Origin of the sequence: Parabacteroides sp. Y3-G-102 (genome assembly GCF_023656845.1) — a bacterium.
In the GTDB taxonomy this organism is placed as follows: Bacteria; Bacteroidota; Bacteroidia; order Bacteroidales; family Tannerellaceae; genus Parabacteroides; species Parabacteroides distasonis.
The window spans coordinates 38,605-59,720 of sequence record NZ_JAMOKU010000011.1 but is presented as its reverse complement, the minus strand read 5'-3'; the positions used below and the strand labels follow the sequence as shown (position 1 = coordinate 59,720).

Below are 21,116 nucleotides of genomic sequence, written 5' to 3'. Positions count from 1 at the left end.
GCCATGGACGATTGGTACGTCATAAGTAATGTAGACCGGATAGACTCGCCAGCCTTGGCGTTCTATCCGGATCGTATTTCCGGCAATATCGAGTTGGCCAAGAGGATTATAGGCGATACGAACCGGCTTCGTCCGCACGTGAAGACGAATAAGGCGGCTGAGGTATCCCGCATGCTGCTGGATGCCGGAATCCGGAAGTTCAAGTGCGCTACGATTGCCGAGGCCGAGATGCTGGGGCATATGAATGCCCCAGATGTATTATTAGCCTATCAGCCGGTAGGTCCGAAGATTTCCCGCTTATTAGATTTGATAAAGGCATATCCCGCCACCCATTACTCCTGCTTGGTAGATCAAGTGGAGAATGCCCGTGCGATCTCGGCTCTTTGCGAGGCCGGGAATATCACCTTGGATGTCTTTATCGATCTGAACGTGGGAATGAATCGTACCGGAGTCCTCCCGGAGAGAGCGGAGGCGCTGGTGGATGCCATTCTGCCGCTGAAGTCTCTGCAGATTATCGGGTTGCATGGCTACGACGGACATATACATGACGCGGAGCTATCGGTACGTTGCCAAGGCGCGGATGCAGCGTACGCCTTGACCGAACGTGTGTTCCGGGAGATATCCCGCAAGTTTGCCTATCCATTGGTAAAGGTGATGGGAGGTACTCCTACATTCCCGATGTACGCGAAGCGGAAGGATTGCGAATGCAGTCCCGGCACGTTTGTGTTCTGGGATTGGGGGTATGGAAACGCTTATCCGGATATGCCGTTCAAGGTAGCTGCCTTATTGATAACTCGGGTCATTTCCGTGCTGGATGAGCATCATGTTTGTGTAGATCTTGGTTACAAGGCGGTAGCCTCGGAAAGTCCTTTGCCCCGTGTGTTTTTCTTGAACCATCCGGAGGCGAAACCTATCTCCCAGAGCGAGGAGCATCTGGTCTTGGAAGTCCCGGACAGTCGGCTCTATCCATTAGGTTCCGTATTCTATGGCATTCCCGTTCATATTTGTCCTACGGTCGCTTTATACGACAAGGCTTATGTGATCCGGGATCGTGAGGCGATCGGCGAATGGCCTATCATTGCCCGTTCACGCCGTATCACCTATTAACGGTAATCAAATTTTTAATTATCAATTATCAACTCTCAATTAATAAAATGAATAAGCCATTTATTATCGATGCCCATCTCGACCTAAGCATGAACGCTTTGGAGTGGAATCGGGATTTGCGTGAACCCCTAAAGGAAATAAACCGGAGAGAAATCGGTATGACCGATAAGCCCGACCGTGGAAACGCCACTATATCGTTTGAGGAACTGCGTAAAGGAAACGTCGGGTTAGTAGTCGCCACCCAGATCGGTCGCTATGTAGGGCCGGATAATCCACTTCCCGGTTGGCATTCCCCGGAACAAGCTTGGGCGCAGACCCAAGGCCAACTTGCTTGGTATAAGGCGATGGAAGAGGAGGGCCAGATGGTTATGATCCGGGATAAGAAGGCCTTGGATACGCATCTGGCTCTTTGGAAAGACGGTGAACCCGCCGACAAGAAGCCGATCGGTTATGTATTAAGTATCGAGGGAGCCGACTCGTTCATCACGGTGAATCATATGGAAAGGGCGTATGCTTATGGCTTGAGGGCGGTTGGCCCGGCACATTACGGCCCCGGAAGATATGCCAACGGTACGGATTCTACCGGTCATCTGAATGCCATGGGGAAAGAGTTGTTGCGTACCATGGATCGCTTGGGTATGATTCTTGACGTGACCCATTTATGTGATGAGGCTTTCTGGGATGCGTTGGATTTGTATAAGGGACCGATTTGGGCGAGCCATAACAACTGTCGGGCCTTCGTAGATCACAACCGCCAGTTTAGCGACGAGATGATCAAGGCGTTGATAGAGCGTGGCGCCGTGATCGGTATCGCCCTAGACGCTTGGATGATGGTACCGAACTGGGTGCGAGGCGAGTCTACTCCAAGAGGCATGAACTGTGGAATGGAGATTATGGCGAACAATATCGATCATGTCTGCCAATTGGCCGGAAACGCGAACCATGTGGCTATCGGCAGTGATCTGGATGGTGCTTTCGGTACGGAGCAATGCCCGTATGACCTAGTAACGATCGCCGATCTCCAAAAGATATTCCCGATCCTTCAATACCGTGGCTTTACGGACGATGCTATCAACCGTATCGCCTCTGGTAACTGGATTGAGTTCTTACGGAAGCATTTGCCGGAATAAGCTACTGCAACCCGGGTTGCAGTGATACCGCGATGCGGATGCAGTGACGCTGCATCCGCATCGCGGTAAAAAGACAAACAAGGTGAGTCTATTTTATATCTGCAATACCAAGACGAACCGGCATCCCTTCTTATATTCCTTATCGATAGATAGGGTTCCGTTTAATTTACTAACCATCAGTGCGCAGATGGGTAATCCCAAACCATCGCCTTGCGCTAGATCCTTCGCCTCATTGAATGGCTTGAATAAGTTCTCTTTTAGATCATCCGGTATGCCTGTACCATTATCGGTAATGATAAATTGGCAAACATGAGCGCCTTTCCGTTTAAATTCCAGACGGATGTTACCGCTGGAAGTATATAATGCGGCATTCTTTAACAAATGTAATAAGACTTGCTCCAGATGCTCGGCGTTCGTCTTAATCTCCAATTGGGGCACGTCTGTTACGAGATTGACCTCCGGTTGAATATCCCCTTTAACCTTCTCCACGATTTTCTTACTGAAGTTTCCTACATTAAAAGAACTAACCTCATACGGTTCCATCAACGTATTCTCCAAGGAGGAAAGCTCTTGGATATGAACCGTAAACTGTTTCAAAGCCTCTACCCGTGTCCATACATCCTCGGCCTGCTTCGGAGCTACCGCCTGTAATTCTTTGGCGGATGCGCTAAGCTTGTTCAAGGTAGGCTCCATCTGAACCGATATGTTTTGGATGAATTGGGCTTGTTGTTCGCTATGCTCGTTTGTCGTCTGGATGATTTTCTTTAATTTCTTGTTCAGCACAATAAAGCGTAATAGAAGGAATCCCAAGAAAAGCAAGGCGGCTATCAGGATTACCACGAATGTGATAAGTCCGACAATCATATATTGCTTAACAGACAATTTATCGTCTTTCTCCTGTATTGTCTGTAGGCTCTGATCGTATTTTTGTTGTAATGCCCCTAGTTTATCCTCTGCCGTAAGAGCTTTTACGGAATCCGTCCATACGATGTATTTGTCGTAGGTACGTTCCATCAGTGGGGCGTTGTTTGCCTTACGAGCGATAGAGATCAGGTTCCGGTAGCAATCGTTCACCTTCTCGTATTCTTTTTTCTCCTTATACTGGTTGATCAGTTTCTGGAAAGCAGCATCCCCCTGCTCGTTTTGCCCGAACGTATAATAATAACCTGCTTGGGTATATAATAAATTGTTCGATAACTTCTCATCGCCCGCTTGGCTGGCCAGATTATCTAATGTATTGAGTTGAACTTGCGCTTGGGCGGCGTTCTTTAGCTTAATATACATTTCCAACCGCTCTTTCGTTACTTGGAAGCGTTGCTCATAGAGCGATTTCTGCAACTTCTGTTCCTCGGTTAAGATGAATTGGTTCATCTGGCGGCAAAGATCGAATGCCTCTTGGTAATAATTCTCGCGATAATATAGATAAGCCGCCTGCGTACCGGCATCGATCGCCTGTTTGTAATCACCTTTTTGGGATAAGCTCTTGTAAGCTTGTAAAAAAAGATAACGAGCTTTGGTGTAGTCTTTTTTTTCCAGGCTGCTTTGTGCCTGTGTCATAAATTGATTCGTCGTGTTTTGCGCCTGTGTGACAGGGTAGAAACAAAGCATAAAAGATAGTAAAAGATAAATGACCCTCATAACTTAAATTTTTTTGAAGTAAAAATATGTATTTACTGGGATTCATACAAAATATATCAGGGGAAAAATAATAGATATTTTATTTTAAGATACGATTTGTGTGTCAATATTCATATTTATTTTGTCAATTCTGAAAGTTCCGAACAAGTGGAATGTGCTATCTTTATCACATTTATTAACCTTAAGAATTGTGTTTATGAGTATATCCGTATTAACAAAAGGCATGTCGTGTCTATTCTTTTGTTTTTGTGTTTGTTGTATGAATGCGCAAGTAAGAAACACTGATCCTGTACGTCACTTGAGGATATCCGGTTATTTGGGGCAACGGATCGACGCTTGTATCGAGTATCGAGTGAAAGCTCAAGATGTGGATCATTTGGTGGAACCTTTCCGGCATAAGGAAGAGACCTCGCGCTGGCAATCGGAATTTTGGGGAAAATGGATACAAGGGGCGATCGCCTCATACCGTTATGATAAAGATCCTGAGTTGTACAAGATTATTAAGAATGGAGCGGAATTGTTGATGGAAACCCAATTGCCGAATGGATATATCGGTAACTATTCCGAGGAAGCACAGTTGAACCAGTGGGATATATGGGGGCGAAAATACACGGCTTTAGGTTTGATCGCTTATTATGACTTATCCGGGGATCGAAAAGCTTTGGATGCCGCCTGCCGGGTGATCGACCATTTGATGACGCAGGTGGGACCCGGAAAAGTGAATATCGTGACGACCGGTAATTATATAGGAATGCCAAGCTCTTCGGTACTTGAGCCGGTGATGTATCTGTATAATCGTACCCGGCAAGATAAATATCTGGATTTTGCCAAGTACATCGTAAAGCAATGGGAGACTCCGGAAGGCCCTCGATTGATTAGTAAGGCGATTGCGGATATTCCTGTCGCCGGACGTTTCCCACATCCAAAGGTTTGGTTCTCTCCGGAGAATGGACAAAAAGCATATGAGATGATGTCTTGTTATGAGGGCTTGTTGGAACTTTACAAGGTCACTAAGAATCCATTATATTTATCTGTGGTGGAGAAAACGATGAATCATATAATCAATGAGGAAATCAATGTGGCCGGTTCTGGTAGTGCGTTCGAGTGCTGGTATGGAGGCAAGGCGTTACAGACCTATCCTACTTATCATACGATGGAGACTTGTGTGACGTTCACGTGGATGCAGATTTGTGACAGGATGCTCGGACTAACCGGAAATTCCTTATATGCGGACCAGATCGAGAAGGCTATGTATAACGCTTTACTAGCCTCGCTGAAAGCGGATGCCTCTCAAATAGCGAAATACAGTCCGTTGGAGGGCTGGCGGCATGAAGGAGAGGAGCAATGCGGTATGCATATCAATTGTTGCAATGCGAATGGACCTCGTGCTTTCGCGATGATTCCGCGGTTCGCTTATCAGGTAAACGGCAGACGTATCGATGTCAACCTATATGCGGCTTCGAGCGTGGAGGTAGAGTTGGATAAAAAGACGAGGGTGTCGATGACGCAGGAGACGGACTACCCGATAGATGGGCAAATCCGGATTGTGGTGGAACCGGAGAAGACGAGTGATTTTACGATCGCCTTGCGTATCCCGGCGTGGAGTGAGCGAACTGTGGTGTCTGTCAATGGTGAGCCTTTAACGGATCTGTTGGCTGGAGCATACCTACCGATTCATAGGACTTGGGAGAAAGGGGATGAAATTACGGTGGAGTTGGATATGCGGGCTCGCTTGGTGGAGCTGAACGAGGCTCAAGCGATCGTAAGAGGCCCTTTGGTGCTGGCTAGAGATAGCCGCTTTAAGGATGGAGATGTGGATGAGGCTTCCGTGATCGTCAGCAAGGATGGTTATGTGGAATTAACTCCGGTACAAGCCCCCGATTTCGCTTGGATGGCTTTTACCGTTCCTATGGTTTTAGGAACGGATTTGGAAGGAAACGGCAAGGCTCGCCCGATTCATCTGTGCGATTTCGCATCAGCTGGTAATACGTGGAATCAGGCAGAACGTTATAGAGTGTGGCTACCAAAAACATGGAATGTCATGCGTACGTCTTATAAACCTTATTGAGCGGTTCACTCCAGCTCAATGCGTCCGATCCCTGAACTCCGAGGGCGTAACCCCTTCTTTCTTCTTAAAGAATGTGGAGAACTGGCCGGCATTCTCGAAATGCAGGCTATAGGCGATCTCGGAGATCGTCAAAGGGGTGCTAGTCAGAAGCTCTTTCGCACGAAGGAGCTTCTGTTGTAATTGATATTGGGCGGGGGAGACGCCGGTGTATTCCTTAAACATCCGGCGAAACCATGAATAACCTAAACCAAGACGGGCAGCGATCTCTTCCGGACTTAATGGGTCCTCGATGTTCTCCTTCATTAATATACGTGCCTCGTTGATTTTATCTACGACATAGGTGTTCGTGAAGGAGTTGTTCTTTTCCTTATAATATACGGAGCCTAATATATGAAGCACGATACTGGAGATCATCTGTTGGTAACCGGATTTCTCCTCCGAGGCGAACTTCAGTATATCCTCATAAAGTCCGACGATCGTAGCGCTCAGCCCGATCCGGTGTAGCGGCTCTTCCTTGGTAAAGAATTTCTTCTCCACACGTTTATCGATATGAATGCCCCGGAAACCTACCCAATACTCATCCCATCCCGTTTCCCGGTCCGGATAATAACTATGCCATTCCCCGGGGAAAAGGAGGATCATCGTCCCTGCGTTTATCTTTTGCGATTTACAAGACTGGGAGGAAAAGTACCCGCTACCTTTCGTTATATATACCAATTGATACTCATTCAGGATGCGCCCGGTCTGAGGCTTGAAATTATACTTCTCCGGATGCCGGGAAAGCGGATAGGCGCAACCCGGCGGGATGAATTGATATCCGACCGTCGTGACGACGATTCCCCATTCCTCATCCGTAGCGCTGATCGTCAAGTAACGTAGTAAATCATTCCGCAGTTCGTTCATGTCAGATTTGAAAGGTTTAAAATCATTTTCGTAAGCAAATATAGCAATAATGCTTCTACTTTTGCTTTCGTCAAACAAATAACTTTGTTAAGCCATGAAGGAATATAATTTTCTAGCCTTTGATATAGGGGCTACCAGTGGACGGGCCGTGCTCGGGACCTTAAAGGATGCCAAATTTGAAATGAAAGAGATCCATCGGTTCCCGAATCCGATGGTGGAATTACACGGACGGTTTTATTGGGATATCTATCATCTTTATACTTCTCTTATAGAAAGCTTGACGATATGCGCCCGGCAAAGAATCCGGTTGCACTCGATCGGAATAGATACATGGGGGGTGGATTTTGGGTATGTGGCTTTGGATGGCTCTTTGTTGGGCTTACCTCGTGCTTACCGAGATCCTTATACGGACGGCGCTCCCGAGGACTTTTTCAAACGGATTCCCAAGGAAGAGGTCTATAAGCGGACAGGTATTCAAGTGATGCCGTTTAATAGCTTGTTCCAGCTTTTCAGGGCGGGGCAAGACTCGTTTATACCGCAGGAAGTGGCGGAAAAGATATTATTCATACCGGACCTTTTGGCTTATATGTTGACGGAGCGTATGGTATGTGAATATACGATCGCTTCCACGTCTCAATTATTGAACCCGGAAACCCATAAATTCGATTACAAGCTCTTGGAGGCCGTGGGTGTATCTCCTACTTTGATGTGTCCGGTGGTGATGCCGGGGACGTTGATCGGGCGGTTGAGCGAGTCGATCGCCCGTAAGACAGGAATCGGGGAAATCCCGGTAATCGCCGTGGCTGGTCACGATACGGCGTCGGCGGTAGCCGCTGTTCCTGCTTCTTCTCCTAATTTCGCTTACTTGAGTAGCGGTACTTGGAGCTTGATGGGTATCGAGGTGGAGAAGCCGATCATCAACGAGGTCTCTTTCAAGAATAATTTCACGAATGAGGGGGGTATCGAGGGTACGACTCGCTTTTTGAAGAATATTACAGGTATGTGGATCTTGGAACGTTGCCGGGAGCAATGGAAGCGGTCCGGATTGGATTATTCGTACGATGATATGGTTCGGATGGCGGAGTTAAGCGAGTTTCCCTCCTTGATCAATCCGGATGATCCCCGTTTCGCCAATCCGGAGAGTATGCTACGTGAGATTACGGCCTATTGTGAGGAAACCGGGCAGGCTGTTCCCGCTTCGGACGCCGATTATGTACATTGTATATTTTATAGCTTGGCGAATCGTTATAAAGAGGTGCTGGAAATACTCAAATCGATGTCGCCACATCCGATCGAACGATTGCATGTGATAGGTGGTGGCTCTCGGAACGATCTGCTGAATCAGTTGACAGCCAACGCTATCGGTATTCCCGTATTGGCAGGCCCGTCTGAGGCGACAGCCATTGGAAATTGCTTGATACAGGCTAAGTCGGCAGGATTACTGACGGATTGTTGGGAGATGCGAAGACTGATAGCCACCGCATTCCCTCCCAAGGAATTTTATCCGGAAAGGTGATACACTTTCAAATCATATAAATTTAAAAACATCATACCATGACAAAAGACAGTTTAATTCAACAGGCATTTGAAGTAGCGGCAGAACGTTATGCGGCCGTAGGTGTAGACGTTCGTAAAGCTTTAGAGGATATGAAGAAAATATCCCTATCCCTGCATTGCTGGCAGGCCGATGACGTAAGCGGTTTCGAGAACCAAGGCGGCTCCTTGACCGGTGGTATACAAGTGACCGGCAATTATCCGGGACGTGCCCGTACTATCGACGAGTTGCGTCGGGATGTATTGAAGGCGAAATCCTATATCCCCGGTAATCATCGGCTTAGTCTGCATGAGATCTATGGGGATTTCCAAGGGGAGAAAGTAGACCGTGACGAGGTAGAACCCCGTCATTTCGAGAGCTGGATACAATGGGCGAAAGAGAATGATTTCAAGCTAGACTTCAACAGTACCTCTTTCTCGCACCCTAAAAGCGGAGATTTGACCTTGGCGAACCCCAGCGATGATATCCGTAACTTCTGGATCGAGCATACGAAGCGTTGTCGCTGGATCAGCGATGAGATGGGTAAAGCCCAGAACGATCCTTGTATGATGAACCTTTGGATACATGACGGGAGCAAGGAAGTACCGGCCAGCCGCTTACGTTATCGCCGTATCTTGGAGGAATCGCTGGATGAGATATTCGCTACCGAATATAAATGGATGAAAGATTGTATCGAGGCGAAACTCTTCGGTATCGGTCTGGAAAGTTATACGGTAGGTTCCTATGATTTCTATTTGGGTTACGGGGCGAAAAAGAACAAGATCGTTACCTTGGACACCGGCCATTTCCATTTGACGGAAAGTATCGCCGACAAGGTTTCCTCGTTATTGCTGTTTACGCCCGAGATCATGTTGCACGTAAGTCGTCCGATCCGTTGGGATAGCGATCATGTCGTGATCTTGAATGACGATGTGCAGGATTTAGCCCGTGAGATCGTGCGTTGCGACGCCTTGGACCGGGTACATATCGGTTTGGATTATTTCGACGCTACCATCAATCGTATCGGTGCTTATGTCATTGGTAGCCGTGCTACGCAAAAAGCCTTTATGCTCGCTTTGCTGGAGCCGATCGCCTTGCTTCGCCAGTACGAGGATGAGGGTAAGTATTTCCAGCGTCTTGCCTTGCAGGAGGAAGCGAAGAGTCTGCCTTGGGGGGCGGTTTGGGATATGTATTGTCTACAAAGTGGGGTCCCCGTAGGAGAGTCTTATATCGCTGAGATCGAGAAATATGAGTCCGACGTTACCTCAAGACGGAAATGATAGAGATCGGGATCGGGTTGTTGATCATCGCGATCGGCAGTTTCGGGCAGAGTAGCTCGTACGTGCCGATCAATAAGATCCGGGATTGGAGTTGGGAAAGCTTTTGGTTGATGCAAGGTATCTTCGCTTGGTTGGTTTTCCCTTATCTCGGAGCGATGTTGGCGGTACCGGAAGGGAGTACCTTACTGGAGCTATGGTGTTCGCCGGGTAGCTTGGGAGCGGTTATCTATGGCATGCTCTGGGGTGTCGGCGGGTTGACTTTCGGGTTGAGTATGCGTTATCTGGGCGTAGCTTTGGGACAGAGCATCGCCTTGGGTACATGCGCCGGTTTCGGTACGCTCTTCCCGGCTTTGTTCGGTGGAACGAACCTGTTTGAGGGAACCGGATTGATCCTGTTGACCGGTGTTTGCATTACCTTGGCAGGTATCGCCGTGATCGGTTACGCCGGAAGCCTGCGGGCCCGGAATATGAGTGAGGAGGAGAAGAAAGCGGCGGTGAAGGATTTTGCCTTGACCAAGGGCTTGGCGGTAGCCTTGCTTGCCGGCGTGATGAGCGCCTGCTTCAATTTGGGTTTGGAATCGGGAAACGAGGTGCTGGCGAAAGCGAGAGAGGCGGGAGCTAGCGATCTGTTCGCCTTGAATCCCGTAATACTGTTGGTTACTTTGGGCGGCTTTTGTACGAACGCTGTGTATTGTATTTTCCAGAACGTGAAAAACGGGACGGGCAAGGATTATTTCTCGGTATCGGGAGGTACATTGCTGAATAATGTCTTATTTTGCGCTTTGGCAGGCGTGCTTTGGTACTCGCAGTTCTTCGGACTGGGGATGGGAAAGAGCTATTTCTCGGATTCCCCGGTTATGCTGGCTTTCTCGTGGAGTATCCTGATGTCGTTGAATGTTATTTTCAGTAATGTCTGGGGCATCTTATTAAAAGAATGGAAGGGCGTGGATCGCCGGACGATCGTGGTATTGATTACCGGCATGTGTATCTTGATCCTTTCCTTATTATATCCGAATATAGTTTAATTAAAATAGACATGATAATACTAAGAAACAATGAACGCCTGATGGCGGAAATAGATCGTATCGCCGAGGTCGCCGGCTATTTGTGGACCAAGGGTTGGGCTGAGCGAAACGGCGGGAATATATCGGTGAACCTGACTACTTTATTGAGCGAGGAGGAGAAGGCGTTGCCGGCTTTGGTTTCCTCGATTCCCTTGCAAGAGGCGATGACGGCCTTATGCGGGCACGTCTTTTATGTGACGGGTACCGGAAAACGGATGCGTTACGTGGCGAAAGATCCTTTCGCCAACGGCTCTTTGATCCGTATCGCCGCCGATGGGAAATCGTATGATATCCTAGCGGAGCAACCGATCCCACCGACTTCCGAGTTGCCTTCCCATTTGTTGATGCACAATTTCTTGCGTGCGAAGGGACGGGATAACCGGGTGGTATTGCATACGCATCCGACGGATATTATCGGCATGACGCATTGTAAGCCGTTCTTGGATTCGGAGAAGATTACCCGCACGTTATGGAGTATGATCCCGGAATGTCGGATTATCGTGCCGAAAGGGGTCGGTATCGTTCCTTACGAGATACCGGGCACTTTGGCGTTGGCGCACGCTACGATCCGTCAGTTGGAGGAGCACGACGTGGTGTTCTGGGAGAAGCACGGTATCCTTGCCGTCGGTGAGGACCTGATCGAGTGCTTCGATGCGATCGATACGTTGAGTAAATCCGCCCAGATCTATTTCAGTGCCCGCATGACCGGTTACGAGCCGGAAGGTATGACGGAGCAGCAATTGGATGACTTGGTTCCGGCTTTTGGACTCTAGCGTATGCGAAAGAAATTAATCATTCTATTCATAGGGATCGGTTCGTTCACGTTGTTCGCCCAGCAGCGAGACCATCGGACACGGGAGTATATCGCCCCGGTCCGTATTGTCTGGCAGCAAGATAGTTTGCGAATTACGGGAGCGAACCATTTGCTTGTTCCGGGCAACGGACAGTCGGATTTGGCGAATAATCGGTTGTGTGTGTTGAAAAGTACGCCAACCGAACATCCCGCTTTGCTGCTTGATTTCGGGAAGGAGTTGCAAGGCGGTCTTCAGCTGGTGACCGGTATGCCGCCGTCTCACGATCCGGTTTCCGTGCGGGTTCGTTTCGGCGAGTCCGTTAGTGAGGCTATGTGCGAGATAGATGGCGCAAACGGGGCGAGCAACGATCATGCGATGCGGGATTTCGTGGTATCGCTCCCTTGGCTGGGCGTGCAGGAGATCGGTAATTCCGGTTTCCGTTTCGTGCGTATTGATGTATTGGGTGATTCTACGGAGTTGCAATTAAAAGAGGTCCGTGCGATCTCTACGTTTCGGGATATTCCTTATCTGGGCTCTTTCCGTTGTAATGACGAGCGGTTGAACCGGATCTGGAAGACAGGTGCGTACACGGTCCACTTGAATATGCAGGAATATCTATGGGACGGCGTAAAACGGGATCGTCTGGTCTGGGTGGGGGATTTACATCCGGAGGTAATGACGGTCAGTACCGTCTTCGGTTATAATGAGGTGGTTCCTAAGAGCTTGGATTTGATTCGGGATATTACGCCGCTGCCTAGTTGGATGAACGGTATCAGTTCGTACTCGATCTGGTGGTTGTTGATCCAGAGGGATTGGTATTATTACCAAGGGAATCTTGCGTATCTACAAGAGCAACGCTCTTATATGACTGCTTTGTTGCGTCACTTGATCTCGAAGGTTGACCCAAGCGGACAAGAGAGACTGGATGGGAACCGTTTCTTGGATTGGCCTTCCAGTGAGAATACACCCGCTATCGATGCCGGCCTTCAATCGCTGATGATACAAGCCATGCGTGCGGGAGAGGAGTTATGTACCGTTTTAGGCGAGGATGCGTTGGCCTCGGAATGCCGTATGGTAGCTGCCAAGGCTATTGAGTTTTCCCTTCGGAAGAAATCCCGATTTCCTTCGGAGAAAGATCGGATTACGCCCGGGGATAAACAGGCCGCCGCTTTGATGGCTCTGGCGGGTATCATGGATGCTAAGGAGGCGAACGAGCGTTGCTTGGCGGTGGACGGGGCGAAAGGCTTCTCTACGTTTTACGGGTATTATATGCTACGGGCGATGGCGTTGGCTGGTAATTACCAAGGTGCGTTAGATGTGATCCGTACGTATTGGGGAGCTATGCTGGATGTAGGTGCTACTACGTTTTGGGAGGATTTCAATATGGAATGGCTTCCGGATGCAGGGCGTATTGATGAGCTGGTCCCCGCTGGAAAGAAAGATATTCATGGAGATTATGGAGCGTATTGCTATCAAGGTTTCCGCCATAGCTTGTGCCATGGATGGGCTTCGGGCCCCACATCGTGGTTAAGCGAGTACGTATTGGGCGTACAAGTGGTGGAACCGGGTTGCCGTACGGTACGTATCATCCCACATCTGGGAGATCTCGAATGGGTGGAAGGTACGTTCCCCACGCCTTATGGGGTGATTGAGATCCGGCATGAGAAAGGTGCGGACGGTAAGGTGATAAGCCATATCAACGCTCCTGAAGAGATACGAGTTACCCCGTAGCTCTTATACTTAGTTGTAGAATGTATATAATTATAGAATATATGAAACAAACTATTTGCATCTACGCTTTCGCCGCCCTCTTATTAGGCGGTTGTAAAAGCAATAATGAATTAACGATACCTACGAATCTCCGTACGGAATACCTTACGGAGCCTATCGGCTTGGATACTTCGTCTCCTCGCTTTACATGGGAATACTCCGGAAATGAGGAGGGCTTTAAGGCTTCCCGCTATGAGGTACGGATCGGTACGAGTCCGAACGACTTGCGGCCCTATGCGGAAGGAATGGCCCTGAAACCTCATACCCGTTATTACTGGAATGTTACGGTATGGGATGGTGAAGGGCGTCCGTGCGCTACCTCGGAGACGGCTTCTTTCGAGACCGCTAAGTTCGATCCCTCGGATTGGTCTGCCTCTTGGATTACCGATCATAAGGATAAAGAGTTCGAGCCTGCCCCTCTGTTCCGCAAGTCTTTCCCGGTAGGCAAGGAAGTGAAGGATGCCCGTGTGTACGTAGCATCTGCCGGGTATCATGAGCTATTCATCAATGGCGAGCGGGTCGGAACGAATTATCTGGACCCGGGGTATACGCATTTCGATAAACGTATCTTGTACGTGACGCATGATGTTACCTCTTTGCTGAAGCAAGGCGACAACGCCGTGGCCGCTGTTCTGGGAAACGGCTGGTACAATGAGCAGTCCGTGGCGGTCTGGAATTTTCATGAGGCACGCTGGCGGGATCGTCCCCGCCTGCTATGTGAGTTGCGTATTACCTATACGGATGGTACGACGGAGGTGATTGGTTCGGACGAGACTTGGAAGACTTCCACCGGGGCCTATACCTATAATAATATATACAGCGGCGATAAATTCGATGCCCGGCTGGAAGAGGCCGGATGGAAAACCGCTCATTTCGACGATAGTAAATGGGAAGCGGCACTTCCGGCGCAGGCTCCGGCACCTCTGTTGGTAGCCCAGCAAATGCCGGGAATCCGTATCACGGAAGAGGTGAGGCCCGTGTCGATGAAACGTTTCTCCGATCAGTTATATGTATATTCTTTCCCGAAGAACATGTCCGGCCTTTGCCGCTTGAAGGTGAAAGGTGAGGCGGGAACCCGTATCACGTTAAAACATGGTGAGTTGTTGAAGAAAGATGGTCGCTTGGAGCAAGGCAATATCAATGTATATTATCATCCGGTCAAACCGGACGAGGTATTCCAGATGGATGTCTTTACCTTGAAAGGTACGGGAGAGGAGGAGATCTTCATGCCTTCCTTCTCTTATCACGGTTTCCAATACGTGGAGGTGGAGAGTAGCCGTCCCGTTACTTTAACGGAAGAGAACTTGACCGGCTTGTTTATGCATACCGATGTCCGTCCGTCCGGTTCCTTCGCTTGTTCGAATCCTCTATTGAATAAGATTTGGGAGGCTACGATGCAGGCTTACCGCAGTAACCTGCACAGTATCCCGACCGATTGTCCGCAACGGGAGAAGAATGGCTGGACAGCCGATGCACATATTGCGATCGACCTCGGTTTGCTGGGCTTCGATGGTATCACGCTTTATGAGAAATGGATGGATGACATTATCGACAACCAGCGTGAGGCGGGTGAGATCTCCGGTATCATCCCTTCCAGCGGTTGGGGATATGGCGAGTGGCCGGGTCCGGTTTGGGACGCTGTCATGTTTATCATCCCGAACGCCTTGTATGATTATTATGGAGAGTCTCGCAGTATAGAACGCTTATATCCTACGATGCTGCGATATCTGGATTATTTGAAGACGAAAGAGAAAGACGGTTACTTGCCGTTTGGCTTGGGTGACTGGGTGTATTGGAAAGCTACGACGAATAATGAATATACCTCTACCGCCTACTATTATCTGGATTATAAGTTGATGGCTCGCTTCGCCTCTTTGCTGGGCAAGGACGCCGCTCCTTATCAAGAGAAAGCGAATACGCTCAAATCCTTGATCAACCAGAAGTTCTTCAACGCCGAGACCGGTGTGTATGCCGAAGGGACCCAAACGGCGCAAGCCTTGGCCTTGTATCTGGGACTTGTACCGGAAGGAAAGGAACAACTCGTGGCGGATAAGCTGCGTGAGGTGGTAGCGGGAAATAACTATTTCTTGGATTTTGGTCTATTAGGCAGTAAGACCGTTCCGGCCATGCTTACGAAATATGGCTATATCGAGGATGCCATGAAGATGATCACGAAGACCGAGGCACCTTCTTGGGGATATTGGGTAGAGACGATGGGTTACTCCACATTGCCGGAGACGTGGACACTTAGTCCGAAGTTTGCCGACGCTTCCTTGAACCACGTCTTTATGGGAGATGTCTCCGCTTGGATGATGAACCAGCTGGCCGGTATCAATCATGACGACTCGGCTCCGGGCTTCCGTCATATCCGTATCACGCCTCATTTCGTGAAAGAACTGGATTGGGCGAAAGGTGAGTACCATTCCGTACGCGGCCGTATCGCCAGCGAATGGAAACGGGAAGGGGATAAGGTTATGCTTACCGTGACGATTCCGGCTGATTGCTCCGCCGATATCGTGGTAGGCGATCAGACCGAGACCGTATCCGCCGGTACGCATACGTTTTCATATCCGGTGTGATAAGAACCGTATGACTTTAGTAAGCCGGTAATGACATCGCCTATATTGGCTTATTTTACCCAGTTGTAGAGACGGGGCGTGCCCCGTCTCTACAACTGGGGATTTCGAAAGCAAATAATTGAGAACCTTAAAGATTAAACGTATGAACAAGCTACTTCTTGCTCTTCTATTGTTTCTCCTATCTTTCAGCTGGATAAAAGTGACTGCCTCGGACAGTTGTCCCGCTTCCTTCCCTTGGAAAGCCCAATGGATCAATACCGAGCGTTGCCAAAGCGCTACGAATACTTGGTTGATCTACCGTAAATCATTCGCTGTGACGAATGTCCCGAATCAACTCATCGCCCGTATCGCCGCCGATTCCAAGTATTGGCTTTGGATCAACGACCAACTGGTTATCTTTGAGGGTGGCTTGAAAAGAGGACCTTCTCCTTCCGGGACTTATTACGATCCGGTAGATATCGCCCCTTACCTGACAAAAGGCTCGAACACCATCGCTATCTTGCTCTGGCATTTCGGGAAAGATGGTTTCAGTCATATCAACAGCGGGAAAGCGGCTTTGTTATTCGAGGCGATTGCTCCGGGACTGGAGATCGTCTCCGATGCGAGCTGGCAGTGCGCCTTGTATGAGGCCTATCAAAATACCGAGGCCCCTTTCCCGAATTACCGTATGCCGGAGAGTAATATCCGCTTCGATGCCCGTCAAGCGATAACAAACTGGAACCGTACGAGTTTCGAAGGTTCCCTTCCGGGGGCGGTCTGCGTCGGTAAGGCGGGGAAAGCTCCTTTCGGGGATCTGGTGGAACGTCCGATACCCCAGTGGAAAAACAGCGGCCTGTTATCCTATGTATCCGTCCGGGAATCCTTGAGAGGTGATACCCTGTTCTGTCGTTTGCCCTATAATGCCCAGATCACTCCGTATCTAAAAGTAGAGGCGGAAGCCGGGAAAACCATCCACATACGGATGGATAATTACGAGGGAGGAAGCGAGCGCAACGTACGTGCCGAATATATCACCCGTGAGGGTGAGCAGGAATACGAAAGCTATGGCTGGATGAACGGCCATGAGGTCTATTACATCATCCCCGAGGGCGTGAAGGTGCTGGATGTGAAATACCGTGAGACCGGTTACAACACGGACCTCGCCGGCTCTTTCCATTGTGACGACCCGTTCTACGACGAGCTTTGGCAACGTTCTGCCCGCACCTTATACATAACGATGCGTGATAATTATATGGACTGTCCGGATCGTGAACGTGCCCAATGGTGGGGTGACGAGGTGAATGAGCTAGGCGAGGCTTTCTACGCCCTTTCTCCGTCCGGGCAGAAACTAGCCGTAAAAGGCATCCATGAATTAATGAATTGGCAGCGGGAGGACGGAACGCTCTACGCTCCGGTTCCGGCGGGTAATTGGGATAAGGAGCTTCCTTTACAGATGTTGGCGTCTATCGGTTGGTACGGTTTTTATACGCAATATTATTATAGTGCCGACAGTAGTTTCGTCCCGGTGATATACGACCGGATGCGCCGTTACCTGCACGAGGTTTGGCAAGTCGATAAGAGTGGCTTGGTGATCGAGCGTCAAGGCGCTTGGAGCTGGGGCGACTGGGGCGAGCATGTCGATATGGGTGTATTGACCAATTGCTGGTATTATCTGGCCTTGAAAGCGGAGCGAGCCTTCGCCCTGCAACTCGGCAAGGATAAGGATGCCGATGAGATCTCCCGGATGATGCGTAGCATAGAACGTTGTTTCGACACGAAGTTCTGGACAGGTTCCGCCTATCGCTCCCCCGGCTATAAAGGGGAGACGGACGATCGCTCCCAAGCCATGGCGGTTGTTTCCGGGCTGGCCTCGAAAGATAAGTATCCGGCGCTGACGAAGGTACTTAAAAAGGAGTATCACGCCAGCCCTTATATGGAGAAGTATGTCCTAGAGGCTCTTTTCCAGATGGGCGAGCCGGCGTTTGCCTTGGAACGGATGAAGCAACGTTACACCCGTATGCTGGATTATGCCGAATACACGACCTTGTTCGAGGGATGGGGCATCGGAGCCGAGGGCTTCGGTGGCGGCACGATCAATCACGCTTGGAGCGGTGGCCCGCTTACCTTATTGAGCCAGAAGGTCTGTGGTATCGAGCCAACCTCTCCCGGCTTCCGTACCTTTAAGATCTCGCCTCAATTGGGTTCCTTATCGGAAGCCTCTGCCAGCCTAGAGACTCATTATGGAACCATCCGAGTAAGTATCAAGAAGAAAGGCAAGCGATTGAAGTTCGATCTCCAAATCCCGGAAGGCACCTCCGCCGAACTGATAAGACCGAACGGCACTCGCAAGCATCTCGACCCGGGGCACCATCAAGTGGATTAGTGATCGCCCTCTGTTTTCCTGCGGACATACACCCGGTGGCTTCCATAACCCGATAGGGTGATTCCACTCGTCGGGTCGCTACTGAGGCGTAGTAGCTCACGGTTTGCGCTACTACGTTTTAGTCCGGTGACAGCCATGTAGTCTTGTATGCGCAAGAATGGGTGTTCATCCAGGTAATCCAATGCCCGTGTCCGGCGTTCCTCTTCGGTGAAGGGCGATTTCCGGACACGGCTGATACCTCCCCGTCTTAAATCGCAACGCAGGTTAGTCTCCCGTATCAATTCCTTGTTGGCCCGGTAGTTGATACCATTCACCTCGATGCTCCGTGCGTTACGCTTCGGTTCGTCACCATCCAGCGAGTCGATCTCCTTGTCCTTCGCTACGCCTAGGCGGGGCGTGAACGTACCGATGCCATCCAACGTGACCGACTGCCCTTCCGCCATGCAATAGGCCAGATGTTCCGCTACTGTCGTCATCACCTGTATTACGCTACCCCTGCTCAAGCCCGATCCGGGGTAGGTGATCCGTTCCACGAAATCCTCCATGTCCATGTTCCGTTGTATCTTCATCCGATAATACACCGGCTTTTCCCCCGTCCCGTTCAGGTCGCACATCTCTTGCTTGATATATTCTGCCATAACTGCTACTAGGTATAATTGTTTGTATCTTCAAGTTAAAAACATTCTTCTTACTATATACAAATATACTAACTACTTGATCTATTTCCAAATTATCACCGTGGAATATATAGACCACGTCGTGATTTGTATATTCCACGTCTTGATCTGTACAGACCACGTCGTGGTTTGTAGAATTATACAGTATGCGAACAAGAATCCATAAGCTATCGAGCAAGAATTCATATAGGAGTAGAGCGTTTTTTGCTTAGGGGAGTAGAGGGTAGACAGGTAGGTAAAAGAACGTATGCCGCGTAAAAATGTACGTCCGTATACCTTATATCCGCGTATTTATGTATATTTGTATGGCGAATTGGTGCTGAAAAATGTGATGATTAGCTATATTTATCCGCGTAAAAATGTTGTATTCATATGGAAAGAACTGTTTTAAAGGAACTTATTGAATGGAAAGAAAGAGCGGACAGAAAACCTCTTATCCTTAATGGTGCCAGACAAGTGGGCAAGACTTGGTTACTCCATGAGTTTGCCAGGCTTGAATATAAGAAAGAGGCTTATGTCGTATGTCGTAAGAACAATCTTGCCCGGCAGCTTTTTACGCAGGACTTTGATGTGGAAAGAATTTTGCGTGGTCTCCGTGCCATGACTTCGGTGGATATTACTCCGGGTGATACGCTCGTCATTTTGGATGAGGTACAAGATATTCCGGAGGTATTGGAGGCGTTGAAGTATTTTAAGGAGGAAGCTCCGGACTACCATATCGCGGTGGCGGGTTCGCTTTTGGGAATTTCTTTGCATGAGAATGTATCATATCCGGTAGGTAAGGTTAATGTCATCAACCTGTATCCTATGAGTTTCGAGGAGTTTCTTATGGCGAAAGGAGAGAAAGAGGCCTGTAAACTACTTATGAGCCGTGACTATGGGATGATGAGTCTGTTGCATGAGAAGTATGTGGATCTTCTCCGCCAGTATTATTATGTGGGAGGCATGCCGGAGGCTGTTTCCAAATACGTGGAGACCGGAGCTTTACGGGAGGTAAGGCGTATCCAGCAGGAGATTCTCCAAGGTTACGATCTTGATTTCTCGAAACATGCGCCCAAAGAGCAAGTGCCGCGTATCCGGATGGTTTGGAACAGTGTGCCTTCTCAATTATTCAAGGAGAATAAGAAGTTTATCTATGGCGCTTTACGTAAAGGCGCGAGGGCCAACGACTTTGAGCTTTCCATACAATGGCTTGTCAATGCGGGTTTGTTGTATAAGGTACCTCGATGCGCAAAACCCGAGTTGCCGCTCGCCGTGTACGAGGACTTATCGGCTTTCAAGCTTTATATGGTAGACCTTGGCTTGATGGGAGCGATGGTCCAGACCGATCCTGCGCAAGTCTTAATAAAGAATGATATATTCAAGGAGTATAAGGGTGGACTAACTGAGCAATACGTTTTGCAACAGATGAAAAGCAAAGGCGTGTCTCCCATTTATTATCATACGGCGGACAATTCGCGCCTAGAGCTTGATTTCATCATCCAGCGGGGAGCGGAAATGATCCCGATAGAAGTGAAGGCCGAAGGAAATGTCCGGGCTAATTCCTTGATGAACTTATTGGACAAGGTACCAAGCCTGCATGCGGAGCGATATTCCATGCTGCCTTACAAGGAGCAAGGCAACCTGACGAATATTCCTCTTTATGCGGTATGAAGTAGCAAAGGGCTGATCCCGGTTATCATCATCGCCTACACCCAAGGCGATGACGATACGGGAAAGCATTATCTACTTGCCTTTCTGTCGCTTGGTGACTGAGAATTTAGAGTATTTCTCATATTTGGAGCCTTTGGAGAATATATCTGGCATATGTCTCGCCGCAAACCGTAACTTCTCCTCATCCGTATGGAAATCCTTTCCTTCGCAATATTTCTCTATGTCTTTGGCAGCCTCAAGAAAAGCGTCCTTTTGGGATTCGGTTACGATCGGTAGCTCCGTTGAGTCCGCCTCTATTGCGTTTCTCGGATCTGCCGGTGCGATCAAAAAGACCTTTTCGTTACATTCCCCCATCTTGATGTGAAACTGCACGTATTGCTCATCGGTAAGCTCAAGGAAATCTTCTTCTTTAAGGATAAATCCATATTGGAATGTTAACTGCATGGCCTGCCCGCCCCAACCGAATAGTAAATCAAAAATATCCATAGCGTAAATTTTTATAAAGTTATTAATGTTCTAGTATGAAACCTAGGCTAAGGTTTGGGGCAAAGGTAATA

General features: G+C 49.0%; 15 protein-coding genes. 11 read left to right on the top strand and 4 right to left on the bottom strand.

Annotated features, from left to right (window positions below; translation table 11 throughout):
* Positions 1 to 3: 3 nt before the first annotated feature.
* Positions 4 to 1,107 carry a D-TA family PLP-dependent enzyme gene (locus tag NBH16_RS07290; protein WP_250788305.1) on the top strand — a complete coding sequence of 368 codons (1,104 nt, stop codon included), beginning with the start codon at positions 4 to 6 and terminating at the stop codon, positions 1,105 to 1,107.
* Positions 1,108 to 1,154: 47 nt separating this feature from the next.
* The gene (locus tag NBH16_RS07285) at positions 1,155 to 2,237 is read left to right on the top strand and encodes a dipeptidase (RefSeq protein WP_250788303.1); all 1,083 of its coding nucleotides are present in this window, start codon (positions 1,155 to 1,157) and stop codon (positions 2,235 to 2,237) included.
* 93 nt (positions 2,238 to 2,330) lie between these two features.
* On the opposite strand, the gene NBH16_RS07280 is transcribed toward NBH16_RS07285, so the two are convergent.
* The gene (locus NBH16_RS07280; protein ID WP_005868308.1) at positions 2,331 to 3,875 is read right to left on the bottom strand and encodes a sensor histidine kinase; all 1,545 of its coding nucleotides are present in this window, start codon (positions 3,873 to 3,875) and stop codon (positions 2,331 to 2,333) included.
* Positions 3,876 to 4,071: 196 nt separating this feature from the next.
* Between NBH16_RS07280 and NBH16_RS07275 the strand changes: the two genes are divergently transcribed.
* Complete coding sequence (locus NBH16_RS07275) at positions 4,072 to 5,943, top strand: glycoside hydrolase family 127 protein (RefSeq protein WP_250788302.1); 1,872 nt, start codon at positions 4,072 to 4,074, stop codon at positions 5,941 to 5,943.
* 15 nt (positions 5,944 to 5,958) lie between these two features.
* Here NBH16_RS07275 and NBH16_RS07270 read toward each other — a convergent pair whose 3' ends face one another.
* Positions 5,959 to 6,846: an AraC family transcriptional regulator gene (locus NBH16_RS07270; RefSeq protein ID WP_005856470.1), complete on the bottom strand. Its 888-nt coding sequence runs from the start codon at positions 6,844 to 6,846 to the stop codon at positions 5,959 to 5,961.
* Between the two features lie 94 nt (positions 6,847 to 6,940).
* Here NBH16_RS07270 and NBH16_RS07265 point away from each other — a divergent pair, with 94 nt between their 5' ends.
* The 7 genes from NBH16_RS07265 (at position 6,941) to NBH16_RS07235 (ending at position 18,229) form a co-directional block, all read left to right on the top strand.
* Positions 6,941 to 8,362, top strand: a complete 1,422-nt coding sequence (locus tag NBH16_RS07265; RefSeq protein WP_036614321.1) for a rhamnulokinase — start codon at positions 6,941 to 6,943, stop codon at positions 8,360 to 8,362.
* Between the two features lie 38 nt (positions 8,363 to 8,400).
* Positions 8,401 to 9,660 carry an L-rhamnose isomerase gene (locus tag NBH16_RS07260; protein ID WP_250788301.1) on the top strand — a complete coding sequence of 420 codons (1,260 nt, stop codon included), beginning with the start codon at positions 8,401 to 8,403 and terminating at the stop codon, positions 9,658 to 9,660.
* Complete coding sequence (gene rhaT / locus NBH16_RS07255; protein ID WP_250788324.1) at positions 9,660 to 10,685, top strand: L-rhamnose/proton symporter RhaT; 1,026 nt, start codon at positions 9,660 to 9,662, stop codon at positions 10,683 to 10,685. The genes NBH16_RS07260 and rhaT overlap by 1 nt, the downstream gene beginning before the upstream one ends.
* Positions 10,686 to 10,696: 11 nt before the next feature.
* On the top strand, positions 10,697 to 11,497 hold the full coding sequence (gene rhaD, locus NBH16_RS07250; protein ID WP_009017902.1) for a rhamnulose-1-phosphate aldolase: 801 nt from the start codon (positions 10,697 to 10,699) through the stop codon (positions 11,495 to 11,497).
* Positions 11,498 to 11,500: 3 nt separating this feature from the next.
* A complete protein-coding gene (locus NBH16_RS07245) occupies positions 11,501 to 13,249 on the top strand; it encodes an alpha-L-rhamnosidase-related protein (protein WP_250788300.1) in 1,749 nt (582 codons plus the stop codon).
* A gap of 20 nt (positions 13,250 to 13,269) precedes the next feature.
* On the top strand, positions 13,270 to 15,867 hold the full coding sequence (locus NBH16_RS07240) for a family 78 glycoside hydrolase catalytic domain (RefSeq protein WP_250788299.1): 2,598 nt from the start codon (positions 13,270 to 13,272) through the stop codon (positions 15,865 to 15,867).
* A 142-nt stretch (positions 15,868 to 16,009) separates the two neighbouring features.
* Positions 16,010 to 18,229, top strand: a complete 2,220-nt coding sequence (locus tag NBH16_RS07235; protein WP_005868324.1) for an alpha-L-rhamnosidase-related protein — start codon at positions 16,010 to 16,012, stop codon at positions 18,227 to 18,229.
* On the opposite strand, the gene NBH16_RS07230 is transcribed toward NBH16_RS07235, so the two are convergent.
* A complete protein-coding gene (locus tag NBH16_RS07230) occupies positions 18,226 to 18,867 on the bottom strand; it encodes an HU family DNA-binding protein (protein WP_005868326.1) in 642 nt (213 codons plus the stop codon). The two genes, NBH16_RS07235 and NBH16_RS07230, sit on opposite strands and share 4 nt — an antisense overlap.
* A 411-nt stretch (positions 18,868 to 19,278) precedes the next feature.
* On the opposite strand from NBH16_RS07230, the gene NBH16_RS07225 reads away from it, so the two are divergent.
* The gene (locus NBH16_RS07225; RefSeq protein ID WP_121960916.1) at positions 19,279 to 20,559 is read left to right on the top strand and encodes an ATP-binding protein; all 1,281 of its coding nucleotides are present in this window, start codon (positions 19,279 to 19,281) and stop codon (positions 20,557 to 20,559) included.
* 72 nt (positions 20,560 to 20,631) lie between these two features.
* Here the strand turns inward: NBH16_RS07225 and NBH16_RS07220 are convergent, their stop codons facing one another.
* Positions 20,632 to 21,045, bottom strand: a complete 414-nt coding sequence (locus NBH16_RS07220; protein ID WP_122382947.1) for a hypothetical protein — start codon at positions 21,043 to 21,045, stop codon at positions 20,632 to 20,634.
* Between the last annotated feature and the right edge of the window lie 71 nt (positions 21,046 to 21,116).

What these genes read in the sequence shown, in the direction of transcription:
- rhaD (WP_009017902.1), top strand. Translation starts at nt 10,697, where the DNA reads ATGATAATACTAAGAAACAATGAACGCCTGATGGCGGAAATAGATCGT.
- NBH16_RS07260 (WP_250788301.1), top strand. Translation starts at nt 8,401, where the DNA reads ATGACAAAAGACAGTTTAATTCAACAGGCATTTGAAGTAGCGGCAGAA.
- NBH16_RS07240 (WP_250788299.1), top strand. Translation starts at nt 13,270, where the DNA reads ATGTATATAATTATAGAATATATGAAACAAACTATTTGCATCTACGCT.
- NBH16_RS07270 (WP_005856470.1), bottom strand. Translation starts at nt 6,846, where the DNA reads ATGAACGAACTGCGGAATGATTTACTACGTTACTTGACGATCAGCGCT.
- NBH16_RS07230 (WP_005868326.1), bottom strand. Translation starts at nt 18,867, where the DNA reads ATGGCAGAATATATCAAGCAAGAGATGTGCGACCTGAACGGGACGGGG.
- NBH16_RS07290 (WP_250788305.1), top strand. Translation starts at nt 4, where the DNA reads ATGGACGATTGGTACGTCATAAGTAATGTAGACCGGATAGACTCGCCA.
- NBH16_RS07235 (WP_005868324.1), top strand. Translation starts at nt 16,010, where the DNA reads ATGAACAAGCTACTTCTTGCTCTTCTATTGTTTCTCCTATCTTTCAGC.
- NBH16_RS07245 (WP_250788300.1), top strand. Translation starts at nt 11,501, where the DNA reads ATGCGAAAGAAATTAATCATTCTATTCATAGGGATCGGTTCGTTCACG.
- NBH16_RS07285 (WP_250788303.1), top strand. Translation starts at nt 1,155, where the DNA reads ATGAATAAGCCATTTATTATCGATGCCCATCTCGACCTAAGCATGAAC.
- NBH16_RS07275 (WP_250788302.1), top strand. Translation starts at nt 4,072, where the DNA reads ATGAGTATATCCGTATTAACAAAAGGCATGTCGTGTCTATTCTTTTGT.
- NBH16_RS07265 (WP_036614321.1), top strand. Translation starts at nt 6,941, where the DNA reads ATGAAGGAATATAATTTTCTAGCCTTTGATATAGGGGCTACCAGTGGA.
- NBH16_RS07220 (WP_122382947.1), bottom strand. Translation starts at nt 21,045, where the DNA reads ATGGATATTTTTGATTTACTATTCGGTTGGGGCGGGCAGGCCATGCAG.
- NBH16_RS07280 (WP_005868308.1), bottom strand. Translation starts at nt 3,875, where the DNA reads ATGAGGGTCATTTATCTTTTACTATCTTTTATGCTTTGTTTCTACCCT.
- NBH16_RS07225 (WP_121960916.1), top strand. Translation starts at nt 19,279, where the DNA reads ATGGAAAGAACTGTTTTAAAGGAACTTATTGAATGGAAAGAAAGAGCG.